Raw genomic sequence first — 24,899 nt, 5'->3', positions numbered from 1 at the left:
GCTCCTGGGCAACCGGGAGCCCTGGAGTGCTTATGGATGAACCGCAGCGGAAAGCCTATCACGAAGCAGCCCACGCGGTTGCTTGGGTCCAATTTCAGGGAGTATTTGAATACGTGACCATTTTGCGCGATTCCGAATATGAGGGCCGTGTGAAGTGGACAGAACGCCCCCTCGATAAGAGGAAAGACATAATTCTCTGTCTGGCCGGTTATGCCGCTGATATCAAGGTGAGCCCAGAATCAGAGTCTTCGGCCCGCAATGGTGCCCGAGATGACTTTGCTGAGGCAGAATTTTCTTCGCAGTTGATCAATGTACGATATTCCGAAGCAGACTGGATGCCACTGGCACGGCGATTTGTGGACGAAAACTGGAAGGCGGTCACCGCCGTCGCAGCCGAACTGCTGCGGCGCGGAACCCTCAGCAGTCGAGAGGTGGAACGGCTCGTCCGAATGGCGGACGGCAGAGAGAATGTCTGAGAGCTTTTTCGGCACTACTAACAAACGAGGAGGACTCATGGGAGTCAAGGTCAGAGAAAAGGTGAAGGGGTCGGGCGTCTGGTGGGTCTTCGTCAACCACGACGGCGAGCGCTCCTCGACCCAGGTCGGCAGTCTGAAGGCCGCAAACAAAACGGCGGAAGACATGCAGCATCGGCTTGCTCTCGGCCTGGAACTTTTCCCGGAGCGGAAGCAGGCGCCCACGGTTCCGACCTTCGAGAAATATTACGCGAAGTTTGAAGGCGCCTATTTGAAAGCGTCCTGCCGGGAATCGACGATTGACAGATACGACCAGGATTTCAGGCTCTACCTCAAGCCGAAGTTCGGACCCGTACCGCTCAACGAAATCACCCGCGAAAGGATCAGGGAACTTACCGCCGAAATGCTCGAAAAGGGGAGGGCGCGGAATTCGATCCGAAGCACGGCGGCGATTCTGCGCCTTGTGCTGAATCAGGCGATCGAGGATGAACTCATAACGAGCAACCCCGCAACGAAGCTCAGCAAGTTCTTCAAGCAGGCAAAGGCGAAACGGAAGTTTGACTTTCTGACGGCGGAAGAGGTGCCGCTGTTGCTTCGGGCAGCCAGGGACAGAGACGCCGGACGGAGGAGGGGCGATCCGGAATACTTTCCCCTGTTTCTCTGCGCGATCCATACGGGGATGCGCGAGGGCGAACTCGGTGGGCTGCAGTGGGCCGATATCGACTGGAACGGAAAGTTCCTCGTGGTCTGTCGCAGCGTGAGAGAAGGCAAGATCAGTCCGACCAAGACGGACAAGGTTCGGCGGGTCGACATGTCCGACGACCTGGCCGAGGAACTGGCCGCGTATCGCCGGCGCCGACTCGAGGCCGCGATGAGGGACGGCAGAAACGAACTGCCAGAATGGGTCTTTGCCTCCAGCCAGGGGACGGCGCTTGATGTTCACAGCGTCTCGAAACGGGAGTATCCGAAGTGCCTTGCAAAGGCGAAGCTGCGCCGGATTCGCTTTCATGACCTGAGGCATACCTACGCCTCGTTGCTGATCCAGAACGGCGAATCCCTGGCCTACGTGAAAGAGCAGCTCGGGCATTCCAGCATCAACCTCACGGTCGACGTCTACGGCCACCTGGTTCCCGGGGCGAACCGGCAGGCGGTCTGCAAACTGCCATCTCTGAACGGATCGAAAGCGAAGGAAGAAATTGCCCTAGCGGAGCCTGAATCCGCACCCCAGGCGCACCCTGTGAAGCTTGCGGCTGTAAGTGATACGCCCGGCAGGAGTTGAACCTGTGTCCCCAGATCCGTGGAGTCTGTGGCAAAGATGAGGCCACACTCTCCACGGATTTCGCGTATTTCACCCATCGACCCCATCTGCGATTCAGACTCCGCAGGTTCGCGGTTCGTCGAGAGACGCTCGCGCGGCAGGCAGAGGGATTCAGTTGATTCATTTCGCTTTATCCGCTTCCTTCGGTCGCGGCCCTGTATGGGGATTACGACCTCGCGCCGGCATTTACACTCGCTGCCCTCCCCCACTGTCTAAATCCCAGAAACTCACGCAATTCCTTGACAACCCGGTGCGAGCTGGGATATTCATCCGTGACTCGGGATTCACCAATGGCAAGAATGTTCTGCTGGGCTGATATCCGACTCCTGTACGCGCGCGAATTGCGGTCCGCGCTGCGCGAGCGCTCCATCGTGGTCAATGGCATCCTGCTGCCGATCTTCCTCTACCCGCTGATTCTCTGGTTGATTTACACGGGCATCATGTTCGTGGGCGGGCAGACACAAGGTTTTGCCTCACGCATGATGCTCAAGGGACTGCCGCAGGAGCACCAGGCACTGCAAAAAGAGTTTGAACGCGACAGCCGTATCGAGTTGAAGAGCTCGCAGGATCCGGTAGCCGAAATCCGCGGCGGAACGCTCGATCTGCTGGCCGAATTCCTTCCACCTGCGGCGGGCGCTGCCTCCCTCGGGGGCAACTTCCGGGTCCAGGTCACGTACGACAACTCCAAGGACCGGAGCGGGATTGCCCGTGACCGTTTCGAAGAACTTCTTTCGCGTTACCGGGATCAGTATCTCGAACGCCAGGCGGGCGGGTTCGGCATTTCACCGGCGCAGCTCCAACAGTTCTGGATTGAGTCGCAAAACGTCGCTTCCAGCCGCCAGATGGGGCAGTTCATTCTCGGCCTGATGCTTCCGCTCTTTCTGATCATCATGGTTGCCGTCGGTTGCATGTATCCTGCAATCGACAGCACGGCGGGTGAGCGGGAGAAGTCAACCTGGGAAACGTCGATGACCATCGCCACACCGCGCGCAAACATCGTGGTGGCCAAATATCTGTATGTGACGACCATGGCCTCGCTCGCGGGAATCCTGAATCTCACTGCGATGCTGCTGTCGATGAAAGCGGTCCTTGCACCCATCATGGGAGGGCGGGCGGAGGATCTGACGTTTCGGATCCCTCTCGCATCCATACCGCTTATCCTTCTGGTGACGATGCTGCTGGCCGCGTTCGTGGCTGCGGGCATGATGATCTTTGCTTCTTTTGCCCGGACCTTCAGAGAGGGCCAGGCAATGGTGAGTCCATTTTATATCGCGATTTTTATGCCGGTGCTGTTCCTGCAGGCGCCCGGGCTTCAATTCACCACGGGACTGGCGTTGATACCCATAATCAACGTCGCGATGGTGTTTCGCGAAGCCATCGCCGGAACCTTTCACTGGCACCTGATCGGGATCACACTTGCCGTCGAAATGCTGTGCATCACTGTGGCTTTGTGGCTGGCAATGACCATCCTCCGCTATGAGGATTTCCTGATAGGCAGCTACGGGGGGAACATCAGCAAGTTTATAAAAGAACGGCTGCTGGGTGGCAGGCGCCGGGGGAGGCAATGATTCATGGATCCTGTGGTTGTGCGCGGATTGACAAAGACTTTTTACGATGAGGCGCGCGGCGAAGTGAAGGCCGTCCAGGGCATCGACTTCGAATGTCAGGGCGGCGAAATCTTCGGTCTGCTCGGCGCCAACGGGGCCGGCAAGACCACGACGCTGCGCATGCTTTCCACGATCCTGACGCCGACGCGCGGGAGCGCCACGATCCTGGGCCACGACATTGCCGCAGAACCCACCGCCGTGCGCAAGTGCCTCGGCTTCTACTCGGCATCCACGGCGCTCTACCCTCGTCTGACGGCGCGGGAGACAATCGAGTTTTTCGCGCGCGTCAACCAGTATACCGGAGATGTGAAGCAGCGCGTCGATTACCTGATCGAGCGGTTCGGCATTTCCAAGTATGCCGCTGCCCGCATCGACAAGCTTTCCACGGGCATGAAGCAGAAGGTTTCCATCGCGCGCACCGTGGCGCACGATCCGCCGCTGCTGATTTTTGACGAGCCCACGGTAGGCCTCGACGTGCTCAACGCCCTCGAAATGCACGAAGTGATCAAAGAGTTCCGCGCGCACGGCAAGACCATCCTGTTCTCGACCCACATCATGAGCGAGGCGGAAAAACTCTGCGACCGCATCGCCATCATCCATTCCGGTCGCATCCTCGCCTGTAACAACCTCGAAGGATTGCGCCGGGTGACGGGAGAGCGCTACCTGGAGGACATCTTCGTCCACTTCGTAAAGGGTCAGGGATGAACTGGCAAACCGTTCGGGTGATCTTCGGTAACGAAGTACGGATGCTGCTGCGCGACCGGCGCACTATTTTCGTCGCCATAATCCTGCCGCTGGCCATCTACCCGCTGATGTTCTATGCCACCAAGACCACGACCGAAAGGCGAGAGAAAAACCTGGCGGCGACCGTGTATCAGTATGCCGTGGCCGGTTCGCAGGCGGAGCAGGTTCGCGACCTGATCACCAGGGGCTCGGAGTCCACGGCACGGGAAGCGGCAGCCGGGAAGAGCGAAAAAGACAGCCTCGCGGACTTCAAGTTTCATGAAGTCGACGTCAAAGATCCTGCTGCAAGCCTGAAGGGCGGCGAAATCCATTTTTATCTCGAGGGTTTGAGCGGGAAGGAAGCGGATGCCCTGCCCAGGAAAGCCGGCCCACCGATCGGGGATCCGGCAGCCGGGCCCGCGCAGTCAAAGGAGCCGGGGCAGGTCTCCCCGCCACCCGCCCGCCTGCCCGGTGTGCCCCTGATCCTCATCTACTTTCAGGGAGATCGCGATGCCTCCCAGGCCGGGAGTTCGAAGATGCGGGATTTCCTGTCCCGGACGCGGCGCCTCGAACGGGATGCGCTCCTGCGCCAGCGTGGCCTCCAGGTAAACCCTGACCAGGTAATGTCGACCGGCGGTACCGACGTAGCGAGCGCGGGGCAAGTGACGGGCTCCTATGTCGGACGGTTTCTGACTCTTTTCGTGTTGATCTTCCTGTTGAGCGCAGGCTCTATCGTAGCCATGGACAGCATAGCCGGCGAGAAGGAGCGCGGTTCTCTCGAGACGCTGCTGACCACTGCCGCGCGCCGCGGCGAAATCGTGGCCGCGAAACAGTTCCTCATTGTGGCAGTTGCACTCATCGTCACCCTCATACAGATGGCGAACCTGCTGGCCTACGTCACTTTCAAAATAATCAAGCTCCCTCAAAACTGGACGATCGAGGCGCCGCCAGCCACCATCGTCACATTGCTCCTGCTCTTTGTCCCGATGGCGGCATTTACCGCCTCGATCCTGCTCATGATTTCGGCATATGCAAAGACCTACAAGGAAGCACAGCTCTACTTCTTTCCGGTCTACCTGGTAAGCATGGTGCCGGCACTGGCCGGGGTGCTTCCCGGGGTCACGCTGCGATCGGCGATCGTCCTGGTGCCGGTGGCGAACGTGAGTGTGGCGGTGCGCGAAATCATGGTCGGCAAGTTCGATTGGCCCATGATCGCTACCGTGTTCGTAGTAATGACGCTCGCGGCGGCCTGGGCCGTGCGCGCATCCGCCAACATGCTCTCGAAAGAAAGCCTGATCACGGCCAGCGAGGCCGACGCGGCGGATTTCGCCGGCGGTTCCGTGCTCTTTCCCAAGCACGTGCTGCGCTGGTATGCGGTGATGGCGGTGGTCCTGTTTGCCGTGGCGCTCAACGTTCCCCAGCTGGCTACGTTCAGGGCACAGGTTCTCTTCAACGAGCTGGTCATCTTTCTGGGCGCGCCGCTATTGATGGCCCGGAAATACCGGCTTAATATGCGCGAAGCGCTCGCCCTGCGCCCGGTCAATCCCATCGTCTGGCTCGGAGTCTTGCTGGCCATTCCATCCGGCCTGATAGTCGCCACCGGCGTATTCCGCCTGGCGAACCTGATCTTTCCCGTTCCTCAGCGGGCATTGGAGCAGTTCGGGCGCGACATCATGCCCAAGGACGTCCCTCTCTGGCAACTCGTTCTCTTGATCTCGATTTTGCCCGCGATCTGCGAGGAGATCGCATTTCGTGGGACTTTGCTCTATGGCCTGCGCCGCAAGTTCCGTCCCGTCGCGCTGGCGCTGGCCGTCGGGCTGATCTTCGGTCTCTTCCATGTCGCCCTGTTCCGAATCCTCCCGACCGCATTTCTAGGAGTAATCCTCACAGCGATCGCCCTCCTGACCGGGTCGATCTTCCCCGGCATGCTCATGCATGCCGGCAACAACGCCTTGAGTCTATGGCTGGCCGAATCCGGGATTTTCCTCGCCCGTCTTACCTGGGGCTGGTACCTGGCGGCCGCCGCTACTTTCGCGCTGGCATTCTTCATCCTGTATCGGGCGCGCACGCCCTATCCCGACCTCAGACCGGGAGTCAGGAGAAAAACGGATTGACGGAAATATTGCATCTGAGGCGATTGCTATCGCTTCCGTCCTGAGAGTGTGCAGGCGCGGAACATCTCGTGTGACCCCTGACTCCTGGTTGGAGGTCGGAAGTCGGGCATTCAACCTTTGCGCACCAGTTCCAGGAATGCCCGCGCAGCATGACTCAGAGTGCGATTAGCGGGGTACACCAGGTATATCTTGCGCTCTACGTCGAGCTCGCTGACCTTGATCTCACGCAGCGTGCCCTGCTCCAGCTCCTGCTCGACGCACATGCGCGGCAGAAACGCCACGCCTTCGTTCCGTTGGACCAGTTTACGAATTGACTCCACCGTCGGCATCTCGACATCCATGTTGAGCTGCACTTTCTGCCGCTGGAATTCCCGCAGCACGATCTCGCGATAGGGCGAGTTGACGTTGTGAGCAATGAAGATCTCCATTCCCAACTCGTTGAGCGCAACCACGTCGCGATGTGCGAGCCGGTGCTGCGGAGAGACTACGAACGCCAGGCGATCGTTGTAAATAACCCGCGCCTCCAGACGCTTGTCGCCGGGATCATAACTGATAACTCCCAATTCCAGATCCCCTTTGATCAGCTGTTCCGGAATCCGGCTGGAGAGGCTCCGGCGCACCTGGACCCTCACACGTGGGAAGGTGCGCCGGTAACGCTGGAGATGGCGCAGAAGGTAGAGAGTCGTCGACTCATTGGCCCCGACAACGAGTCTCCCAGCAGTATTGTCCCGAAGCTCGGCCAATGCATTCTCGAGTTCCCTCTGGAGGTTCTCGAACCTGCGGGCATGCTCGAGAACGATCTGACCCGCATCCGTGAGCATCAGGTCCCGGCCGGAACGGTCGATCAGCTTCTCCCCCAAATCGCTCTCGAGCCGCCGTACCATCATCGAGACCGCCGGCTGAGTGCGCAGCAGTTTCTCCGCAGCGCGCGAGAAACTCCTCTCACTGGCGACCATAGAGAAGACTTTGATCGGGTAATAATCCATGTCACTGATATTCACTTAGCGCTCCATCAATTAAGTTTATGTTATAAGCGATATTTATATATATCTATAATATTATAAATTTGTCAAATGATTTTCAGAGCCGGATAATGCCCCCAACAAAACAGCCTTGGAGTGCGGCAGCTTGCTGCCGCCTTTGCCAAAAATGAGACAAGGACAGAGCAAGGCGCGGGCCCGCTCGCGCACTCCAAGGGCGTCGCCGCAAATCCGTTATTGTGGGAGAATGGAGACAATGAACCACCGTGTTTATATTTTCGACACCACACTCCGGGATGGCGAGCAGTCGCCCGGATGCAGCATGCTTGTGGAAGAAAAGGTCCAGATGGCGGCCAAGCTGCAGGAACTGGGAGCAGACATAGTCGAGGCGGGCTTCCCGATCGCCTCCGAGAGCGACTTCAAGGCAGTGCAGATCATCGGTCGGGATTTCAGCAGGATCAAAGTGGCCGCCCTGGCACGGGCATGCAGGCTCGACATCGAGCACGCCGCCCGCGCCCTGGCGAAGGCCAGGCATCCCCGTTTGCACACATTTATTGCCACCAGCGACATCCATCTGAAATTCAAGCTGAGGAAGACGCGGGAGCAGGTCCTGGAAGAGGCCGTCGCCGCAGTTGAACTGGCGCGCAAGCATGTGGATGATGTCGAATTCTCGGCAGAGGACGCTACGCGCACCGACATAGATTATCTCGAACAGGTCTGCAAGGCGGTGGCCGCGGCGGGCGCCGGAACCGTCAACCTGCCTGACACGGTGGGATATTCGACCCCGGATGAGTTTGGAGCCCTGATTGCGAGAATGGTCGGAGCACTCGGGGCAGACGCCATCGTGAGCGTCCATTGCCACAATGATCTGGGCCTGGCCACTGCGAATTCACTCGCCGCAGTACAGGCGGGAGCGCGGCAGGTTGAATGCACGATCAACGGCATCGGCGAACGAGCCGGAAACTGTCCGCTCGAGGAAGTTGTCATGACGATGCGCACGAGGAGGGATCGCTTCCCGTTCGAGACCGGCATTGTCAGCGAGCATATTTTCCCCACCAGCCAGATGTTGGCTCGGATGATCACGTTTGGCCCCCAGCCTAACAAGCCGATCGTGGGACGAAACGCCTTCGCGCACGAGGCCGGGATTCACCAGGACGGGTTTCTCAAGGAGCGGACGACTTACGAGATTATGGATCCCAGAACGGTCGGGGTCCCGGCAAGCCGACTCGTGCTGGGCAAGCACAGCGGCCGCCACGCGCTGGGCGACCGGTGCCAACATCTGGGCTACCCTCTCACTAAGGACGAGCTCGAGCTGCTCTACCATCGTTTCATCGCCTTCGCAGACACCAAGAAAGGAGTGTTGGACGAGGAAATCATTACTTTGGTCCGCGCGGTGGTGTCGCGCTATTCCCGGGCGGTCGACGAATAGGAAATGCAGGAGTCAGGAGAAGACTGCCTCCTCCGCGTTTGTGCGAAGTTTATCAAAGCTATAGCTCGCCTCGTGGGATACTCCTTTCAGAGTTCAATCCCCGATTTTCAATACCTCGCAAATAGCCTCGACGCGGCTATGCCGCCTCGTGGCACTACGCTCCTGCTGTTCATAGCTGCATGAATCACTACAGCGTCAAGAGCGTCCACTTTAGTGTATAATTATATGTCTTGGCTGCAGTTTCGCGGCGCGTAGCGCAAACGGTTTCGTCCTGGGGCTTCAACACCGGCCGCCGCCACTTCAAGTATTGTCCCCTGGGATCGCGAATCACGGTAACGCCATCGGCGAGAGCGCGTGAGCGCAAATCGAGGCCTGGAATCATGCCTGTCACCATCGGCATTCGCAGAGAGGACAAGAATGAGTGGGAACGACGGGTTCCACTTGTCCCGACGGACCTGGCCAAGCTGCAGGCCAGTCGCGGCCTGCGTTTCGTGGTTCAGCCCTCTCCCATCCGCGTTTATCGGGATGAGGAGTATCGAGCGGCCGGCATCGCGGTAAAGGAAGACCTCGGTCATGCGCCGCTGGTCCTCGCGGTTAAAGAGGTTCCCGAGGGCCTGCTTTCGACCGGTACGGTCTACGGCTATTTTGCTCACGTCGTCAAAGGGCAGCCCCATAATATGCCGATGCTGTGCCGGCTGCTTGAGCTCGGCTGCTCACTCGTCGATTATGAAAAGGTTGCGGACGAGCAGAACCGCCGGCTCATTTTTTTCGGGCGTCACGCCGGCTATGCCGGGATGGTCGAGACGCTCTGGTGCCTGGGCCAGCGCCTGGCCGGCTCGGGTTTGCAGACACCGCTTGCTCAGGTGAGGCATGCCTACGAGTATCCCGACCTCGACTCCGCCAAGGGCCACCTGTCCGAGATCGGCAAGCAGATATTGCGCGTCGGGCTCCCGCATGGATTGCGCCCGTTAGTGATCGGGATTTCGGGCTATGGAAATGTTTCCCGCGGCGCACAGGAGGTGCTCGACTGCCTGAACGTTCGGGAGATTTCCGTGTCCGAACTTCCTGCCGAAGCCGGCACAAGATCCGAGTGGGGCGAGATATTCAAAGTGGTTTTCAAGGAAGAACACATCGTCCGGCCTGCAGACAGCGCGGGCGCGTTTGACCTGCAGGATTACTACAGAAACCCGGAGCGTTATCGGGGTTGTTTCGAAGAGCATCTGCGCTACCTGGATGTTCTCGTCAATGCGATCTATTGGGAAGAGCGCTATCCGCGCCTGGTCACGCGTGAGTGGGCGCGCACAAATTGTCTCGCAGGTGCACAGCCGCGTCTGAAGGTGATCGGGGACATCAGCTGCGACATCGAGGGAAGCATCGAGCTCACCCTCAAAGCCACCAAGCCGGACTGCCCCTGTTACGTCTATGATCCCGTCACGGATACAGTCCACGACGGCGTCTCCGGCAACGGGCCGGCCATCATGGCAGTCGATAACCTGCCTTGTGAGTTTCCCCGGGAATCCTCTCAATATTTCAGCGCCGTGCTCTGCGACATGGTGTACAGCCTTGCCGCCGCCGATTGGCAGGCCGATTTCGATCAGCTTGATCTGCCATTGCATCTCAAGAAGGCCGTCATCGTTCACAAGGGGGAGCTGACGCCCTCGTACCGGTACCTTCAACAGCATCTCGTGCCCGGCGCGCGACATGCGGGCGGGTTCCCGATCACGGCGAAGGGGTAGAGCCCGTCGCCAATATTCCGACCTTTATGAGTGTCTTCAGTGGCAACGGCCTTTAGCCCGTACCTTGTTGTCGCCTCTACTTGCCTCCTTCTCAGGACGAGGAAAACACCATGAAACAAATCCTGGTATTGGGATCCGGACTCGTAGCCCGGCCGCTTGTCCGCTATTTGCTCGGCAAGGGGTATCGGGTGGTAATTGCCACGCTCCTGCTCGACAGGGCGGAGGAAATGATCGGCGGGAGCCCGAATGGGAAGGCCTTTTTTTTCGACGTTCAGGACGAGGCGCGGCTGGCGTCATTCATCGAATCTTGTGATCTTGCGGTAAGCCTTCTCCCATTCGCCTATCACCCGATGGTTGCGCGGCTGTGCATCGCCCATCGGAAGCACATGGTAACGACGTCCTACATTTCCCCGGCAATGCAGGAGCTCGACGAGACCGCCCGCGCGGCGGGTGTGACGGTCATGAACGAGATTGGCGTGGATCCCGGCATCGACCACATGTCTGCGATGCGCATCATCGACGGCACGCGCAGGGCCGGTGGCCGCATCATCGCCTTCCGTTCGTACTGCGGCGGTTTGCCCGCGCCGGAGGCAAACGACAATCCCTTTGGCTACAAGTTCTCGTGGGCGCCCCGGGGAGTGCTGTTGGCCGGACGTAACAGCGCACGCTACCTCCTCGACGGCCGCAGGATCGACGTGCCGTCGCATCGCCTGTTCCGGGACATGCATATCCTCGCCGTCGAGGGACTGGGGGACTATGAAGCCTATCCGAATCGCGATGCCATCAGTTACATCGACACCTACGGCCTGGGCGGAATTCAGACCATGTATCGGGCCACGCTGCGCAACCTGGGCTGGTGCGATTGCCTGTACAGCATCGGCGCGCTGGGACTGTTGTCCCTGGAAGAGGTCGAAGTTCGAGGGCAGACCTACGCCGGTTTCATGCGCAACTTGATTGGCTGCGGCAACACCGAGAATCTCAAGGCTGCCACGGCAGCCAAACTCGGGATCCCCAGGGAAGCTTTCCCCATCCTGAATCTGGAGTGGCTCGGTATGTTCTCGGATCGGCAGTTCCAGGTGAGCCGAACCACTCCCCTCGACGCTCTTGGTGAGCTCATGTTCGAAAAATTGGCCTTCCGGCCGGGCGAGCGGGACATGATCGTGCTCCATCACGACTTCCGTGTCGAGTTTCCTGACGGCAGACGGGAGCGCACCATTTCGCAGTTGATCGATTTTGGCGTCCCTGGCGGCGACACCTCGATGTCTCGAACTGTTTCGCTGCCCGCCGCGATCGCCGTGGATTTGATTTTGACCGGACGGATCCGGAGAACGGGTGTGCTGCGGCCGATTACGCCGGACATCTACGACCCGGTGCTCGAAGGACTGTCGGCCTTCCACATCGCGTGCCGCGAGAAAACGGAGGCCTTCTAGACAAGCCCAAGTCTGAGGGAAGCTGAAAGAGAGGCATTGGGAGCGAAATGAAACACTTTGGGGCTCACTCCATGATAATGCCTTGATTATGGCTCAAGGCTCGGTAAGAATATCGCGCATGGATCCTGCAATCATCAAACGTATTGTTCAGGAAGTATCTCTGCCGGAATCGTCTGTCGCAGCTTCTCTCGCGCTGTTCGAGGCGGGAGCCACGGCTCCTTTCATCGTCCGTTACCGCAAAGAGGCAACCGGTGGCATGGGTGCAGCCGACCTCCGCACCATCCAGGAACGGATGGTTTATTACAGGGAACTCGAGGAAAGACGCGTCCAGCTGTTAAAGTCACTGGCCGAACAGGGCAAATTGACCGAAGATCTGCGCCAGCAGATCGACGGTTGCTGGGACAAGACCGCCATTGAAGATCTTCATCATCGCTTCCGGCCGAAGCGCAGAACCCGATCGAGCGAGGCAATCGACAAGGGGCTGGAACCCCTGGCGGAGTACATATGGAGCCAGGATCCGGACGCGTGGAGTCTGGAGGAACACGTTGACGTTTTCATAGATCCGGAGAAAGGAGTCGCCGACCGGCAGCAGGCCTTGCAGGGCGCTTCCGAAATCATCGCGGATTGGATTTCGGAGAACCTCGAATTGCGCAAAGCACTGCGGGAACTGCTGTGGCAGGAGGGGTTCGTGGTTTCCACGGTAGTCCCCGCCAAGGCGGAACAGAAGACCAAGTACAACATGTACTACGATCGCCGCGAGCCCGTGGCCTCGATCCCTTCGCATCGTGTCCTGGCGATTCGAAGAGGAACGAAGGAAGGGATTCTGACTTCATCGATCCAGTGTGACTCCGCCAAGGCGCTCCAGTTGATCACGGATCTCATCACGCGGGATCGCGAATCCGCATTCGCGCCCGTTCTGGAAGTGGCTGCCCGCGACAGCTACAGCCGTATCCTGCGGCCTCTGATCGAGACCGAAGTCCGCGCCCAACTGAAGGAGCGCGCGGACGGGGAAGCCATCCGGGTTTTCCAGGAAAACCTCGAAAACCTGCTCCAGTCGCCGCCCGGCGGCGCCATCCCCGTCATTGGTGTGGATGCCGGTAAGACCGATGAGTGCCGGCTCGCCGCGGTGGACCAGCAGGGCAAATTTCTGGAAGAAGCCGTCGTATATCCGAGGCCTCCAAAGAGCGACATCGAGGGCACCAAGACCGCAATCCTCGACCTGATACGCAAGCACAATATCAGTGCGGTGGCGATCGGAAGCGGGCCAAGCGCGCGCGAAACGGAAAAGATTCTGCGGCAGATCCTGGCGGACGAGAAGATGGATAACATCGTGGTGGCCACCGTGAATGATGCCGGGGTGGTCGTCTACTCCTCGTCCCGCATCGGGAGAGAGGAATTCCCCGAACTGCCCATCGCAGCGCGTTCCGCTGTGAGCATCGCGCGCCGGCTTCAGGATCCGCTGGCCGAACTCGTGAAGATCGATCCCAAATTGATCGGGGTGGGGCAATATCAGCACGATGTTGATCAAAAGGAGCTTCACCGGCGCCTGGTTCAGACCGTTCAGTTTTGTGTCAACAGGGTCGGAGCCGACCTGAATGCCGCAAGCTTCTCGCTGCTGCGTTACATTTCGGGAATCAGCGACCGCATGGCGCGGAGAATCGTCACCTGTCGCGGCTCCAACGGGCCGTTCGGCACGCGAACGACCCTCTTGTCGGTGCCGGGCCTTGATGAGGCCACATACCAGCAGGCATCAGGATTTCTACGCATTCCGAACAGCGAGGTTCCCCTGGACCGCTCCTGGATTCATCCCGAGTCCTACCCGATCGTGGAAAGAATGGCGGCTAGCCTGAATGTAGGCGTTGCGGATCTGATCGGCAACAGGGATTTGATCGCTTCGCTGAAGTTCGAGGAACTCGTCGACGAGAAGGCAGGCATGCCGACACTCGAGTTTATTCGCGAAGAGCTGCTTGCGCCGGGAAAGGATCCGCGCGGCATTTTTGCGCCGCCTAGATTCCGGGCTGAGGTCAGAGACATCGCCGACCTGAAGGAAGGCATGACGCTGGAAGGAAGCGTCACCAACGTGACCAATTTCGGTGCATTCGTCGACATCGGCATCCACCAGGACGGCCTGGTTCACCTCAGCCAGATGTCAAACCGCTTCATCCGCGATCCACGCGAGGCCGTCAAGGTCGGCGACCTCGTCCAGGTGAAGGTCATTTCCATTGAAGTGGAGACCAAGCGGATCGGGTTGTCGATGAAGGCACTGCTCCCCGCTATCCCAAGGAGGCGCAAGAAGCCCCGGCGGCGGCCCCAGCACTCACAGGCTGCGCCTGCAGCCAGTGCGGCCGCAAGCGGATCGGCTGAGGCGGCGGAAGGTGCGCCGGTCGAAAATCCATCGGCGGAAACGATCCCATCCCTTCCCGTGAACCGCGCGCCTGCGTACCAGCGCGCGCGCAGGAGAAACGACCCTCCTGGCAGGAGGAGGGATGCTCCGCCCAGGCGGAACGATGTCGCGCCCGGAGGACCTGTGCCTCCCCCGCCTGTCCCCGAACCAGACCCGGAACCCAAAGGGCCCGAGCCTACACTGCAGGAGAAGATCGCCATCCTGCAGTCAAAATTCAAGGGAATCAACTAGGAAGATCGGGAAACTTCGAAATGCGCGAATAGCTTTTTCGGGCGTGTCGCAGGTCCTGCCGTTTCCGGCTAGAACTTGAGGACAACCACTGTGGGCATACCCTTCGCCTGCGGCAGGATCAGAGTAAAACCTTTCGCACCCGCAGGCTTCTCGGTAACAGCAAAATAGAGGAACTTGTCACGCCCGGATAGAGGAGGCACAGGCTCCAGTGAATGGGCCTTGTCGGCAAAATCCTTTTCGACCAGCGCCTTCTCATGTTGAGAAAGATCACCTGCACCACCACCGGCACCCGGGACCAGGACGATGTCAACTCCCGAGCGGATATACGGCCCATAGGTCCCATTGGGATAACGCCGGTATCGGGGGTCGTTCGGATCGTAGCGAGGGTCGGTGTTCCGAGGGTCCGTACGGGGGTCGACAGGAGGATAGCGCCGATATCTGGGATCGTTCGGATCGTTACGTGGATCATTCGGATCGATCCGGGGATCAAGCCTCGGGGCAACTCCCACCGGACTCTGATCCCGGGCTTCCGCCGTGACCACCAGACCTTTGAGAACCGCTTGCGCTACCGCGTCCGGCGCCACCAATGCAACCTCTCGACCCGAAGGATCCACCAGCTGCAATCGTTCCAGCGGCAGCATCACCTCACGGTGTTCCCGGTTGAAGATGGCAAGACGAAGGGCGACGACGTGAGCCGGTATCAACTCCTTATAGAAGTAGCTCTTCTGTTCCTTCCCGTCGATGACCAGGTCAGCGGCATAAGTGACTTCGCCGACCGTCAGGCGAGTCTGAAATTGTTCGGGCTTTTTCGGCTTTACCAACTTGACTCTGAAACCAGCAAAAGCCGTGCTGGCAAGGAGGAGGCTCACAAGAATAGCGCATGCTTTTTTCATGGCACCTCCGTGCAACCAGACCGACGCACAGTGCCTCTGTCGGCTTTTCCGCTGGTGCTCGTCATGATGATAAGCCTTCTCCCGCCCGAAATTCAATCAGGGTTTCGACCACGAAATAGCCGGAGCACACGAGACCATCATTCCTGTGTTTCGTGTGTTTCACCGTTTCCTGAAGCGCCCCCTGGATTGCGATCTCATTTCTGATGAAGTGGGTCGTGTTTTGAGGTATATTGCCGCAAACGACATCTTTCTCCCATGGGCTTTACGCCTGCGTTTGAGAGCACGTCCGCCGGATTTTTTCCGGGGGCGTGAAATGTATGTGCAGCAAGAAAGGAATTGCACCCTGGTTTTCATGTTCGCACTGTCGTACGTCTGGCCAAATACGGTTGCACCCAGGCTGGTCCTCGGTGGTTGCATGATGAAGGGCCGACGCAAAATTCTTCCGATCTTCGTGACCTGGCTTCTGGCGCTGGCATGCGCTCAGAGTCTGCCGGGACAGGACGAGAGAATCGTCACACAGGAAGAGGTCAAGAAAGCTGCGCAGCCCGGTTGGCTGTTGCCCCTCCACATAATCTCCTATCCTCATCACCTTATTTCCTCCGGAATGGAACGCGGCCTCATCAGTGTGGAAAAGCACCGCCTGCGGGAGCGCTGGCAAATATATCTCGACGCGTTGCGCAGGCGCGGGATCCTGCCTGTGTTCGGAGGAACGGGAGAAGGAACCGGCTTCGGAGGCGGGCTCACATACTTGGCTGGGGCAGAGAAGAAGAGCCAGTTCCGCATGGATCTGAACATCACGACCACGAACTACGAAGAGTTCGATCTGTCCGTGGCGGAGGTTCTGGGGCCGAGCAAGCTGTATCTCGAGGGTTCATACCAATGGCGGCCACAAGAGAATTTCTACGGGCTGGGGCACAGCTCGCTGGAGGGCCAGCGCACCAACTTTGCCCTGCGCCAGACCTGGACCGGTGTGCGATACGAAGTTGTTCCGGTTCGATGGGTGCAGGCCGGCACCGAATACAAGTGGGCCTGGCTGACGGCACTCCCGGGAACAAATCCGGCATTTTCATCACCCGACGTGTACTTCCCGAATCTTCCCGGCTTCGGTACCCAGACCAGGCTGCAAAGCGTGGGCACGTATCTAGCCTTGAATGCCCTCCGCAGAGAGTATCAGCTCGGAGGCTCTCTTCATCTGGGCGCCTCCTACCAGAAGGGGCTTGGAAGGAGCAACCTCCTCAAATATTACAGCTATGAAATCCAGATGGAGGGGCGGCTGCCCCTGGCTTCGGAGCGCAGCGCACTTGTCGGTCAGGCCAACCTCGAGTTCACTCGCAGAAGCGCCAACAGCGATCCGATCCCATTTTATCTCTTGCCGCATATCGGCGGCTCATCGACCTTGCGCGGCTTTCGACTGGATCGCTTTTACGGCACCAACCTCTTCCTGCTTTCCCTGGAGTACCGCTACCGTCTGCATCCTAATCTCCAGGCAATTCCTTTCTTCGATGAAGGCCAGATTTTCGACCAAACCTCCGATCTGACCTGGCTGAACTGGCACCGGAATTACGGCCTCGCATTTCGCTACCGTGCAGGGGTTGATAAAGGCACGGTAGTGCGCGTCGAGTTTGGCCACAGCAGCGAAGGCTTTCAGTTCCACGTTTCTTTCGGCGATCGGGTGCGACCACCGCTGTGGGGCCCGATTCGCTACGGAGCCTACAAGCGATGAAGGTGCGCAGGGTGTTGGTCTGGGCTCTGGCGGCTTTGTTGCCTGCGGCCGTTTCGGCCGGTTCGAAACTGAGACTGCGCCCGCCGCTACAGACCGACCATGATCAATCCGCCATCAGCAAGCCCAGGGAACGCCAGGTTTCGGAGATCCATGCCATCCTATACAACACCTGGCTGCGTCATTTAAGCCCGGAATACCAGGCTTCTCGTGCCGCCGATCCCGGGGCTCTGAATGTAAATGCCTGGGACGAAGTCCCCGGTTCCAGCTGGTTCGCCAATCGGATGGGACTGAGATCACTGTCATTCACGGAAATAGAAGCCGGGCTCGAGGGTGAGACCCCAAAGCCCGGAACCTGGACGGTCACAAAAATCGGCGATGAGGGCTACACGCCAAAGATCGACGTGGCCGACGGTGCAGGTCGCACGTACGTCCTGAAATTCGACCTGCCGGCCGCACTCGAACGCAACTCGGCTGCCGAGCGCATCTGCACTCTAATCATGCACGCGGCCGGTTACAACGTCCCGCACAACAGCATCGTTTATTTCCGTCGCGAGGATCTGCGGTTGGGCGAGAAGGCGAAATATACCGATGCGCTCGGCAAAAAGCAGCCTCTGACACCCCAGGTATTTGAGTCACTCATTCAAAAACTCAAGCCAATGCCCGATGGCAGGTACCGCGGCCTGGCCAGTCTCTATCTTTCCGGCCCGGCTGTCGGTCGCTTCGTCTATACGGGGCGGAGAAAAGATGATCCGAACGATTTGATACCTCATGAGCTGCGGCGTGAGTTGCGCGGGCTGCGGGTAATTGCCTCCTGGATCAATCATGTCGACGTAGGCGACAAGAACGCTCTCGATGTGTTCATCGCCGGCCAGGATGGGCGCGGGTACGTCCGTCACTACCTGCTCGATTTCGGCTCGACCATGGGCAGCGGCGACTTCATCAACGGCCCCTACCGGGTGGGGCACGAGTACATCTTTGACGGGTCTGCAATCGGCAAATCTTTTGTCACACTCGGCACCTGGCGGAGGCCCTGGGACGTGCGCGGCGAGATTCCTTATCCGGAGGTCGGCTATTTCCAGGCAGAACTCTTCGATCCGGCCGCATGGAAGCCCAACTATCCGAATCTTTCCTTTGAGCGGATGGACGACTCCGACGCCTACTGGGGGGCCAAGATCGTTACCGCGTTCACCGATGATACGATTCGACGCCTGGCTGAGGCCGGGGAATACACGCGCCCTGAAGTCACCCGGTACATCGCCGACGTGCTCAAGAAACGTCGCGACGCGATCGGCCGATACTGGTTTGACAGGATTACGCCTCTCGAGGGATTTGCTCTGGCGCAAGACGGCTCGAATTACCGGCTATCGTTCCGGGATCTGGCAGTTGAGCGCGGATACGCTCTCCTGGACAACCGCATATACCGAATCCGGCTGGAGAATGCTGACGGCAGGAGACTGGCAGCCGATCTCCTTAACCCGCAGGGACAACAATACGTGGACGTGCCGGGCGTAACGCTGAAGGACGGAGGGCCCGGTGTCAAGCCCGATCGTTACGGTCGGATTCCGGTTGCACGCCTGGTCATCCAGGCCGGCAGCAGTGGAAATGCCCAAGCTCTGCCGGTTGAGGTTGTCCTAGGCTACGCTGACGATCGGACGCACCTCGCGGTGCTCGGTTGGTATCACGCCCCGCATCAGTGATCGATGCCCCGTGCAAAAAAGAAATCCGGCAGGCGGGTTTCCTGAAGCCTGCCGGTTGCCGTACAAGCTGGCCAGATACAGCACAAGACAGGAAGCCGGTCCAATCCACTACTGGATCACGATAGGAACACGCCGGAAGAGGTTTACGTCGGCGATCGTATCCCGCACGTGGATCTGAAGAGTGTAGGTGCCTTTCTTGAGACTCTTCAACGGCAGGGATATCGCGACGGTTGCCTCTCCTTTTCTGTCCTCGGTTGGCAGTGCTCCCCTGGCCCCGGCTGCCTGGCCTCCCCTGGCCCCGGCTGCCTGGCCTCCCCTGTCACCGCGGCCCATGCCCCTCATGCCTCCGGGTCCCCCGAATCCCGCGCCTCCCCTGCCGCCAAATCCCGTAAACGCCGTTTCCTTCGTCCAGTCCTGCACCAGTTCGGGCTGCGACTCCAGGATTTTGGTGTTGTCCTTGAGGAGCATCAAGTAGGTCTCGATGGAAGGCTTCTGGGACTGTGGGTCCGCCGCCGCGCCATACACCTGGAAGAAGATGTATACGGTTTGCCGATTAAGGAAGACGTTGCCGATGCTCGGCACGACCTTCCGGTTGCCAATCACAAGGGGATCGTACGCGATGCCAAGCTCCTGGAATCTCCGCATCATGCCCTGATGCGCAACACCCGAACCGGCGTCTCCCCTGGCACTCATGAGCTGGCTGCCCAACACAATAGAGCTGGTATCAAGCTTCTTGAGATCCAGCGTCGGCACGCTGATCGGCTGTTCGAAGCCTCCCAGTTTCCCGGTACCATTGTCGCGCACCAGGAACTTGAGCCTATAGTCGCCGGGACGGAGCTGAAACCCGGTCGAATAGAAAATCCCTCCGGACTTGATCCTTTCGGCCTTCTCCGCGGGGAGCCGCACCTGAACTGCATCCCGCGCCACTCCGGTGACTCTTCCCTTGAGATCTGCAACCTGCGCTACAAATTCGAATTTGCCCTCCTTGTTGGCGCCCTTGTCTTCAAATTTCAGGCCATCGCCGTCGAGCTCGATCGAGATCGGCACGAGGGTGGTACTGTTGTCCTTCCGGAAATAATCGGCCTGCAGAATCACCGGCACATCCGCAAAGGGGCGGTCCACATTCATCGCCTGCTGAAGCTGCAGATCGCGTTCCTGCTGGGTGAGCTGGCCGAAGGCCTTCGATGCAAAATATCCCGGCCTGTGCTCTACCCTCAGGTCGGGTCGGGTCACTTCGACTCGAATCTTGCGGTATTTGCCATCCTCCTTCGCGTTCGTGCTGAAGTAGCCCACCACGTAGTAAATATGCGTGTCGTTTTGCACCTGCTTGATGGCCAGGCTCAGGTCGTTCGAGTCGGTAAAAGCCTGGCCGCCCGTGTCGTGCGCCAGTGTCGTCAGCGTCTCCTGAGAACTGGAGAGATTCGATCTCTGGCGCATCATGGCGGCGCCGCTGAACATACCCCTGCCGCCCGCGCTTCTCGCGGACGCTCCTCCGCCGGGCGGCAGAGCAACCAGCCCCCGGCTATCCACAGTGTAGATGGACATGTTCGAACGATTGGCATTGTCCACGGTGGATCGGATCTGAGCATTGTTCTCGACACCGGTGGTCGTTACGCCGCTCGAGAAATAGAGCAGCGATTTGCGCTCGGGAAACTCACGGTACATTTTCGCCAGCGTTTCCAGGGCGGACAGCCGCCGGTCGGTATTGAAAATATTGAATTGCATGGTGTCGGGCACAAAAACATCGTCGGAAGTATCAGGGTCACTCAGATCTTCCACCGCCGCATCTCCCGAATCGGGCGATGAGATCGCATCGAGAGTTTTAAGCAAGACATCGCGGTCGTTCGTGAAATCCTGGACAAGCTGCAATGCGCTGCTGTAAGTGGCGATCGCCATGAGATCCTGAGGGCCGGATTGTTTGGCAATGAACTCATGCGCCGTATCCACCGAGCGGATTAGATCCTCCGTTCCCAACGAGCTCAGGTCGAAGAATAATATGACCAGCCTCTTGCCTTCCAGATCCTCCTTTTTCGGCGGTTGGTCAGGGTTGAGCGCAAGGTTGACGACCGGAGCAGGCGGTTTCGTCGTCTCTGGGGATCCGGGAGCCGCGACCACCGCCGGCTGGGGGCCGACCGGCACATTCTCTGCGGAAAAGGTGACGATCTCCTGGGGCACATTGTCTTCGTAGACCTTGAAATCGCTCTTCGTGAGGTCGCCAAGCAAGTTCCCTTTCCGATCGCGGACGGTCACGTCGACCACCACCAGGTCGGATTCAACTTGAAAAGTCGGCCTCTGGGTGCGGACGGGTTGTACGGGTTGCTGCGGCGCTTGGGAAAACGCCAGAACCACCATAGTACCAAGCAGGCATCCCAGACAAAGAAGCGGCAGTCGGCCTAATTTAACTCTATGTTCACTCATCCGGCGGATATTGGACATGGTTCGCGCCTCTAGAAGTTGATCCTTAGATTCATAGTCATCGACCTCATCGGGCGGATACCGGTCACTTGCCCGAAGTTAAGCGCATTGATGGTTGTGCTCACGCCTGCCCAATTGGGATGATTGAGGAGATTCTGAACCTGCCAGCTGAAATCAATCCTGCGGTTGTTCTCGTCGAGGCGGAAGTTTTTGTGGATCGAAAGGTTCAGCATGTTGGTTCCTGGACCCGTGATGGTATTGCGTCCGGCATTTCCATAGGAACCCGAGGGAATGGCGAAGGCCGCGGTATTAAAAAAAGCCAGGAGCGTGCGGTCACCCCAGGGAATGAGAGGCGAAATTTCCGTGGCGTCTGCACGCAATGAATTGTAGAGCGCCGAGCTGGAACTGCCGCCACTGCCGGTATAACGCGCAGTCATAGGCGATCCGCTGCCAAGCGTAAAGGTGCCGTTGATGTTCCAGCCGGCGATGAAATTGAGCACTTTGGGCGAGGCGCTCGCAAAAAACCTCCGGTTCTGGCCCATAGGGAGCTCATAGCTGAAGGTGGTTTGGAAGTTGTGCCGCTGATCCTGACTGCTCAGAGCACGCTCCGCAGCCAGGTCGGCGTCATTCTGCGCCACCCCGGAGGGGACATCATCGACACTCTTGGACAGCGTGTATTGGTTCTGAACATTAAAGCCATGGGAAAAGCGGCGAACCAGTTGGAAGTTGACCGCATGCAGAATCGAACTGCCGCCGTTGGTCTGGAAGGTGAAGTTGCCGGCGTTGCCGGTGCGATTGGGAGCCCGCATGATACCGAGGCCCGTCCCCTTGGAGCCCATATAGGTTACGGTTAACACATAGAGCCGCGAGATCTGGGTCTGGACATCGAAGTTCCATTGCTGCACATAGGCCGGCCTGTAGTTCGGGTCGATCGCGTATGTGTTGAGAATGGTTATGCTGGGATTGGTCGGGAACCCGTTTTGCAGTGTTAATGGATTCGATGGGCTGGTGGGCAGGTTTTGAGTGACGGCAAACGGCGGCTGATTCACAAGCTGGCCGACGACAGACGAATAAGCGGAACTGTCATTGAACAGCCCGTAGCCGGTCCGGATCACGAATCTGGACCTCGCGGTCGGCCTCCAGGCAATACCGATGCGGGGGCCGAAGTTGAGCCTGTCCGGATTCACAAGTGACCTGGAGAAAAACTGGCCGCTCAGAGGTCCGGTCTGGTCGGGAAATACTTGCGCTACGGAGGTGAAACCCGGAGCCGCATCCAGGCTGACAAGACGATTGTATTTCTCAAACGAAGGCCCGTTGTACTCGTAGCGCAAGCCCAGATTCAGCGTCAGATTGGAGCGCGCCCTCCAGTTGTCCTGGATATAAAGACTGAAGGTGCGGTTTCTGAGATAGGTGGCGTTACCCCAGGGATTCGTGATGGGATCGGCATAACGCCGCGATGTGGAATACGGCAACCCGAGCAGAAAATCAGCGAAGTCGTTACCGGTCCCGGCAATCTGGCGCCCATGGGAGTCAAGGCCCGCAGTGGCATAGCCGTTGAACGTGAATGTACCGCGGGCATTGCTGTCGCTGTGCGTATTGCGCTGGAGCCAGCTGATATCTCCGCCTATCTGAATGCTGTGCTTGGATCCCATCCTGTTGAGACCGCTGGAAACCGTAAACGTCTGATTGCGGTTGAGAGAAGGCGCGGCCAGTGACAGATCACCATAGTTGGTGAGGTTGATCGCAGGAGGCCCATAGTTGATGGGCTCCCGGGAAACACCGGTGATTCCGAGCGCACCTTCCACGTCCTGAGTGTAGGCAAAAGCATTGGTGCCTTCCGTGCGGGTACGGTTCAGCGTGATCCGCCAGTTCGACATGAGGCGTGCTTTCCACATGTGCGTGCCGGAAATGCCTATATTCTGAGCAGAATTGCTTCGGGTGGAATCCAGGCCGGGAAAGATCGCGCTATTCAAAGAACTGCCCCGGCGCATGGCATAGTTGACCGCAAGACTGTCCTTGGAAGTGAGCCGCAAGCCGCTCACGCTTCCCTGAATCTGGTCAGAGGTGCCAGGAAGGCTGCGTTGAATGGCATAATTGTTCACACACGGGAGGTTCACCGGACACGGCAGGTTTTGCCTTGGGATGAATGAGAGCAATCCGCGCGCAACCGGATCGATGGAATCGACTTTCGTGAAAAGCGATGAGGGATCATTTGGATTATGGTAGAGCTGAACAGGCTGTACCGCGGTGGTTCGCAGTCCCGTAATCGGGTCGATCACTACCACCTGGACCAGGCTCTGTGAGAAATCTCCCGAGCGCTCCAGATCCGTTGGAACCGTTGTAAGAACATTCTGAGCACTGCGGTTTCGACTGCCGCTGTAGGTAAAAGTCCACCCGGGTTGGCCGCCTAATCCTCCGCGGCCACCGCCTCCGCGGCCACCGCCGCCACCACCGCCGCGCCCACCCGTGGCGGCAGTCGTCCGAGGCTTGATAAAAGGAAACACTCCACCGAGGGTAATATTGTAGTTATTTCCTATCTGAACCGGCTTAGTGAGCGTCTGACCGGTCAGCGAATACGCGCGTGCATTCAATGCCGAATTACTAAAGGTTTCGGAAACGTTACCCTGAATCTTCGGCTGCTGGAAAATGGCCCCGCGCCCTCCTGGTCCAGCCATACGAAAGCCGCCACCGCCTCCGCCGGGACCACCACCTCTACCGCCGCCTCGACCGCCCGCCCCACCGCCACCGGCTCCTCCGAAGCCCGCTGCATCGCCGCCACGGCCACCCGGTCCCCCTTGTCTGCCATCCCCCGCAAACATATCCAATTGGAAACCCATCATTCTGGCCGAGTCCATCATCTGCTGGCGGAAGCCGGGATCAGCCAGATTGCCTGCATCCAGACTCGCGGAGTTGCCGTTGATCAAAAGGAGGCTGTCCTGGCGTGGGATGGTGGCCGCTTCAGCTGCAGTTTGAGCGGTATCCTGCTGAAATAATTGCATTCCAGGCAAATCTGTGGTCTGGACGGTCTGAAACGCTGCGGTGTTCTCCGCGGGCTGTCCTGTGGGATTCTGCACCGCAGCGGTTCGCGCCGCGGCCGGTCGCAGAGGTCTGGGAGGCGGTGGGGTGGATTGCAGGGAGATTGTCAGATTCCGGCTTGCCTCCATGGTGGTGTCCACCGCATCTTTGTCCACCTTCAGGAAACCCGACATTTCTATGCCAAGCTTATAGATACCTGCCGCAAGCCCCTGGAACGCAAATGACCCATCGATGTCAGTGAGAGTTTCCGTCTGAACCTGATCTCCCACAAGGAGGCGGACCGTCGCTGCCGGTATCGGCACGCCTTTGGCATCGATCACTTTACCCGCGATCAATATCGGTTCCTGGGCGTACGCAAAAACCGCCAGGAGAAGGCTTGAGAGCAAAAGACCGCGCCAAAAGGTGGAAGCATTCATAGTGGTTCTCTCATTTCCCATGTTCCCTGGACGGGTACCCTCCCGGGAACTTTGACTAAAAAGCCGGCTACGGCAGCAAGTGGGGCCGGATTCCCCACTTGCATCAGGCGAGATAGCAACAAGATATACGCAGCTTTGGACAATTCGTTACGATAAGCATAAAAACCACCTCGATCCTCAACTGCTCGTCGCAGCGGACGCGGAGGACAGCAGCGCACCCGGTGCTTTGACTGCAGGGATTCCAAACTCAGCGCTCTCCGCTACCCCTCGGCGT

The 24,899-nt window shown here is 58.7% G+C and carries 16 protein-coding genes; 11 read left to right on the top strand and 5 right to left on the bottom strand.

The features are described from left to right. Positions 1 to 32 precede the first annotated feature (32 nt). The 5 genes from LAP85_20290 (at position 33) to LAP85_20270 (ending at position 6,235) form a co-directional block, all read left to right on the top strand. A complete protein-coding gene (locus tag LAP85_20290; protein MBZ5498744.1) occupies positions 33 to 476 on the top strand; it encodes a hypothetical protein in 444 nt (147 codons plus the stop codon). Positions 477 to 513: 37 nt separating this feature from the next. After that, positions 514 to 1,752, top strand: coding sequence for a site-specific integrase (locus LAP85_20285; GenBank protein ID MBZ5498743.1), 1,239 nt, complete (start codon positions 514 to 516; stop codon positions 1,750 to 1,752). Between the two features lie 329 nt (positions 1,753 to 2,081). Then, positions 2,082 to 3,359, top strand: coding sequence for an ABC transporter permease subunit (locus tag LAP85_20280; protein ID MBZ5498742.1), 1,278 nt, complete (start codon positions 2,082 to 2,084; stop codon positions 3,357 to 3,359). 3 nt (positions 3,360 to 3,362) lie between these two features. Beyond that, on the top strand, positions 3,363 to 4,103 hold the full coding sequence (locus LAP85_20275) for an ABC transporter ATP-binding protein (GenBank protein ID MBZ5498741.1): 741 nt from the start codon (positions 3,363 to 3,365) through the stop codon (positions 4,101 to 4,103). Then, positions 4,100 to 6,235, top strand: a complete 2,136-nt coding sequence (locus LAP85_20270) for an ABC transporter permease subunit (protein MBZ5498740.1) — start codon at positions 4,100 to 4,102, stop codon at positions 6,233 to 6,235. The genes LAP85_20275 and LAP85_20270 overlap by 4 nt, the downstream gene beginning before the upstream one ends. A gap of 110 nt (positions 6,236 to 6,345) precedes the next feature. On the opposite strand, the gene LAP85_20265 is transcribed toward LAP85_20270, so the two are convergent. Beyond that, entirely contained in the window at positions 6,346 to 7,221 is an 876-nt protein-coding gene (locus LAP85_20265; GenBank protein MBZ5498739.1) for a LysR family transcriptional regulator, read from the bottom strand. Between the two features lie 250 nt (positions 7,222 to 7,471). Here LAP85_20265 and LAP85_20260 point away from each other — a divergent pair, with 250 nt between their 5' ends. Continuing rightward, entirely contained in the window at positions 7,472 to 8,644 is a 1,173-nt protein-coding gene (locus tag LAP85_20260; GenBank protein MBZ5498738.1) for a 2-isopropylmalate synthase, read from the top strand. A 187-nt stretch (positions 8,645 to 8,831) separates the two neighbouring features. On the opposite strand, the gene LAP85_20255 is transcribed toward LAP85_20260, so the two are convergent. Next, a complete protein-coding gene (locus tag LAP85_20255) occupies positions 8,832 to 9,026 on the bottom strand; it encodes a hypothetical protein (GenBank protein MBZ5498737.1) in 195 nt (64 codons plus the stop codon). Here LAP85_20255 and LAP85_20250 point away from each other — a divergent pair. The 3 genes from LAP85_20250 to LAP85_20240 all read left to right on the top strand — a co-directional run bounded on the left by LAP85_20250 (position 9,025) and on the right by LAP85_20240 (position 14,445). Further along, positions 9,025 to 10,380 carry a hypothetical protein gene (locus LAP85_20250; GenBank protein MBZ5498736.1) on the top strand — a complete coding sequence of 452 codons (1,356 nt, stop codon included), beginning with the start codon at positions 9,025 to 9,027 and terminating at the stop codon, positions 10,378 to 10,380. The two genes, LAP85_20255 and LAP85_20250, sit on opposite strands and share 2 nt — an antisense overlap. A gap of 110 nt (positions 10,381 to 10,490) precedes the next feature. Beyond that, positions 10,491 to 11,810: a saccharopine dehydrogenase NADP-binding domain-containing protein gene (locus LAP85_20245; GenBank protein ID MBZ5498735.1), complete on the top strand. Its 1,320-nt coding sequence runs from the start codon at positions 10,491 to 10,493 to the stop codon at positions 11,808 to 11,810. 118 nt (positions 11,811 to 11,928) lie between these two features. After that, positions 11,929 to 14,445, top strand: coding sequence for an RNA-binding transcriptional accessory protein (locus tag LAP85_20240; protein MBZ5498734.1), 2,517 nt, complete (start codon positions 11,929 to 11,931; stop codon positions 14,443 to 14,445). A 68-nt stretch (positions 14,446 to 14,513) separates the two neighbouring features. Here LAP85_20240 and LAP85_20235 read toward each other — a convergent pair whose 3' ends face one another. Beyond that, a complete protein-coding gene (locus tag LAP85_20235) occupies positions 14,514 to 15,338 on the bottom strand; it encodes a hypothetical protein (GenBank protein ID MBZ5498733.1) in 825 nt (274 codons plus the stop codon). Positions 15,339 to 15,753: 415 nt separating this feature from the next. Here LAP85_20235 and LAP85_20230 point away from each other — a divergent pair, with 415 nt between their 5' ends. Continuing rightward, a complete protein-coding gene (locus LAP85_20230; protein ID MBZ5498732.1) occupies positions 15,754 to 17,061 on the top strand; it encodes a BamA/TamA family outer membrane protein in 1,308 nt (435 codons plus the stop codon). Continuing rightward, on the top strand, positions 17,058 to 18,758 hold the full coding sequence (locus tag LAP85_20225; GenBank protein ID MBZ5498731.1) for a hypothetical protein: 1,701 nt from the start codon (positions 17,058 to 17,060) through the stop codon (positions 18,756 to 18,758). Before LAP85_20230 ends, LAP85_20225 begins: the two co-directional genes overlap by 4 nt. A 108-nt stretch (positions 18,759 to 18,866) precedes the next feature. Here the strand turns inward: LAP85_20225 and LAP85_20220 are convergent, their stop codons facing one another. Together LAP85_20220 and LAP85_20215 are read right to left on the bottom strand one after the other, a co-directional pair. Beyond that, a complete protein-coding gene (locus tag LAP85_20220) occupies positions 18,867 to 21,110 on the bottom strand; it encodes a VWA domain-containing protein (GenBank protein ID MBZ5498730.1) in 2,244 nt (747 codons plus the stop codon). A 95-nt stretch (positions 21,111 to 21,205) separates the two neighbouring features. Next, on the bottom strand, positions 21,206 to 24,625 hold the full coding sequence (locus LAP85_20215) for a TonB-dependent receptor (protein ID MBZ5498729.1): 3,420 nt from the start codon (positions 24,623 to 24,625) through the stop codon (positions 21,206 to 21,208). Positions 24,626 to 24,899: the final 274 nt, after the last annotated feature.

Source organism: Terriglobia bacterium (assembly GCA_020072565.1).
GTDB lineage: Bacteria > Acidobacteriota > UBA6911 > UBA6911 > UBA6911 > JAFNAG01.
This window is presented reverse-complemented; position numbering and strand designations above follow the sequence as displayed.

Excerpts from the sequence above, each read along its gene's own strand:
- LAP85_20290 (MBZ5498744.1), top strand. The coding sequence starts at position 33 with ATGGATGAACCGCAGCGGAAAGCCTATCACGAAGCAGCCCACGCGGTT.
- LAP85_20285 (MBZ5498743.1), top strand. The coding sequence starts at position 514 with ATGGGAGTCAAGGTCAGAGAAAAGGTGAAGGGGTCGGGCGTCTGGTGG.
- LAP85_20280 (MBZ5498742.1), top strand. The coding sequence starts at position 2,082 with ATGGCAAGAATGTTCTGCTGGGCTGATATCCGACTCCTGTACGCGCGC.
- LAP85_20275 (MBZ5498741.1), top strand. The coding sequence starts at position 3,363 with ATGGATCCTGTGGTTGTGCGCGGATTGACAAAGACTTTTTACGATGAG.
- LAP85_20270 (MBZ5498740.1), top strand. The coding sequence starts at position 4,100 with ATGAACTGGCAAACCGTTCGGGTGATCTTCGGTAACGAAGTACGGATG.
- LAP85_20265 (MBZ5498739.1), bottom strand. The coding sequence starts at position 7,221 with ATGGATTATTACCCGATCAAAGTCTTCTCTATGGTCGCCAGTGAGAGG.
- LAP85_20260 (MBZ5498738.1), top strand. The coding sequence starts at position 7,472 with ATGAACCACCGTGTTTATATTTTCGACACCACACTCCGGGATGGCGAG.
- LAP85_20250 (MBZ5498736.1), top strand. The coding sequence starts at position 9,025 with ATGCCTGTCACCATCGGCATTCGCAGAGAGGACAAGAATGAGTGGGAA.
- LAP85_20255 (MBZ5498737.1), bottom strand. The coding sequence starts at position 9,026 with ATGATTCCAGGCCTCGATTTGCGCTCACGCGCTCTCGCCGATGGCGTT.
- LAP85_20245 (MBZ5498735.1), top strand. The coding sequence starts at position 10,491 with ATGAAACAAATCCTGGTATTGGGATCCGGACTCGTAGCCCGGCCGCTT.
- LAP85_20240 (MBZ5498734.1), top strand. The coding sequence starts at position 11,929 with ATGGATCCTGCAATCATCAAACGTATTGTTCAGGAAGTATCTCTGCCG.
- LAP85_20235 (MBZ5498733.1), bottom strand. The coding sequence starts at position 15,338 with ATGAAAAAAGCATGCGCTATTCTTGTGAGCCTCCTCCTTGCCAGCACG.
- LAP85_20230 (MBZ5498732.1), top strand. The coding sequence starts at position 15,754 with ATGATGAAGGGCCGACGCAAAATTCTTCCGATCTTCGTGACCTGGCTT.
- LAP85_20225 (MBZ5498731.1), top strand. The coding sequence starts at position 17,058 with ATGAAGGTGCGCAGGGTGTTGGTCTGGGCTCTGGCGGCTTTGTTGCCT.
- LAP85_20220 (MBZ5498730.1), bottom strand. The coding sequence starts at position 21,110 with ATGGTGGTTCTGGCGTTTTCCCAAGCGCCGCAGCAACCCGTACAACCC.
- LAP85_20215 (MBZ5498729.1), bottom strand. The coding sequence starts at position 24,625 with ATGAATGCTTCCACCTTTTGGCGCGGTCTTTTGCTCTCAAGCCTTCTC.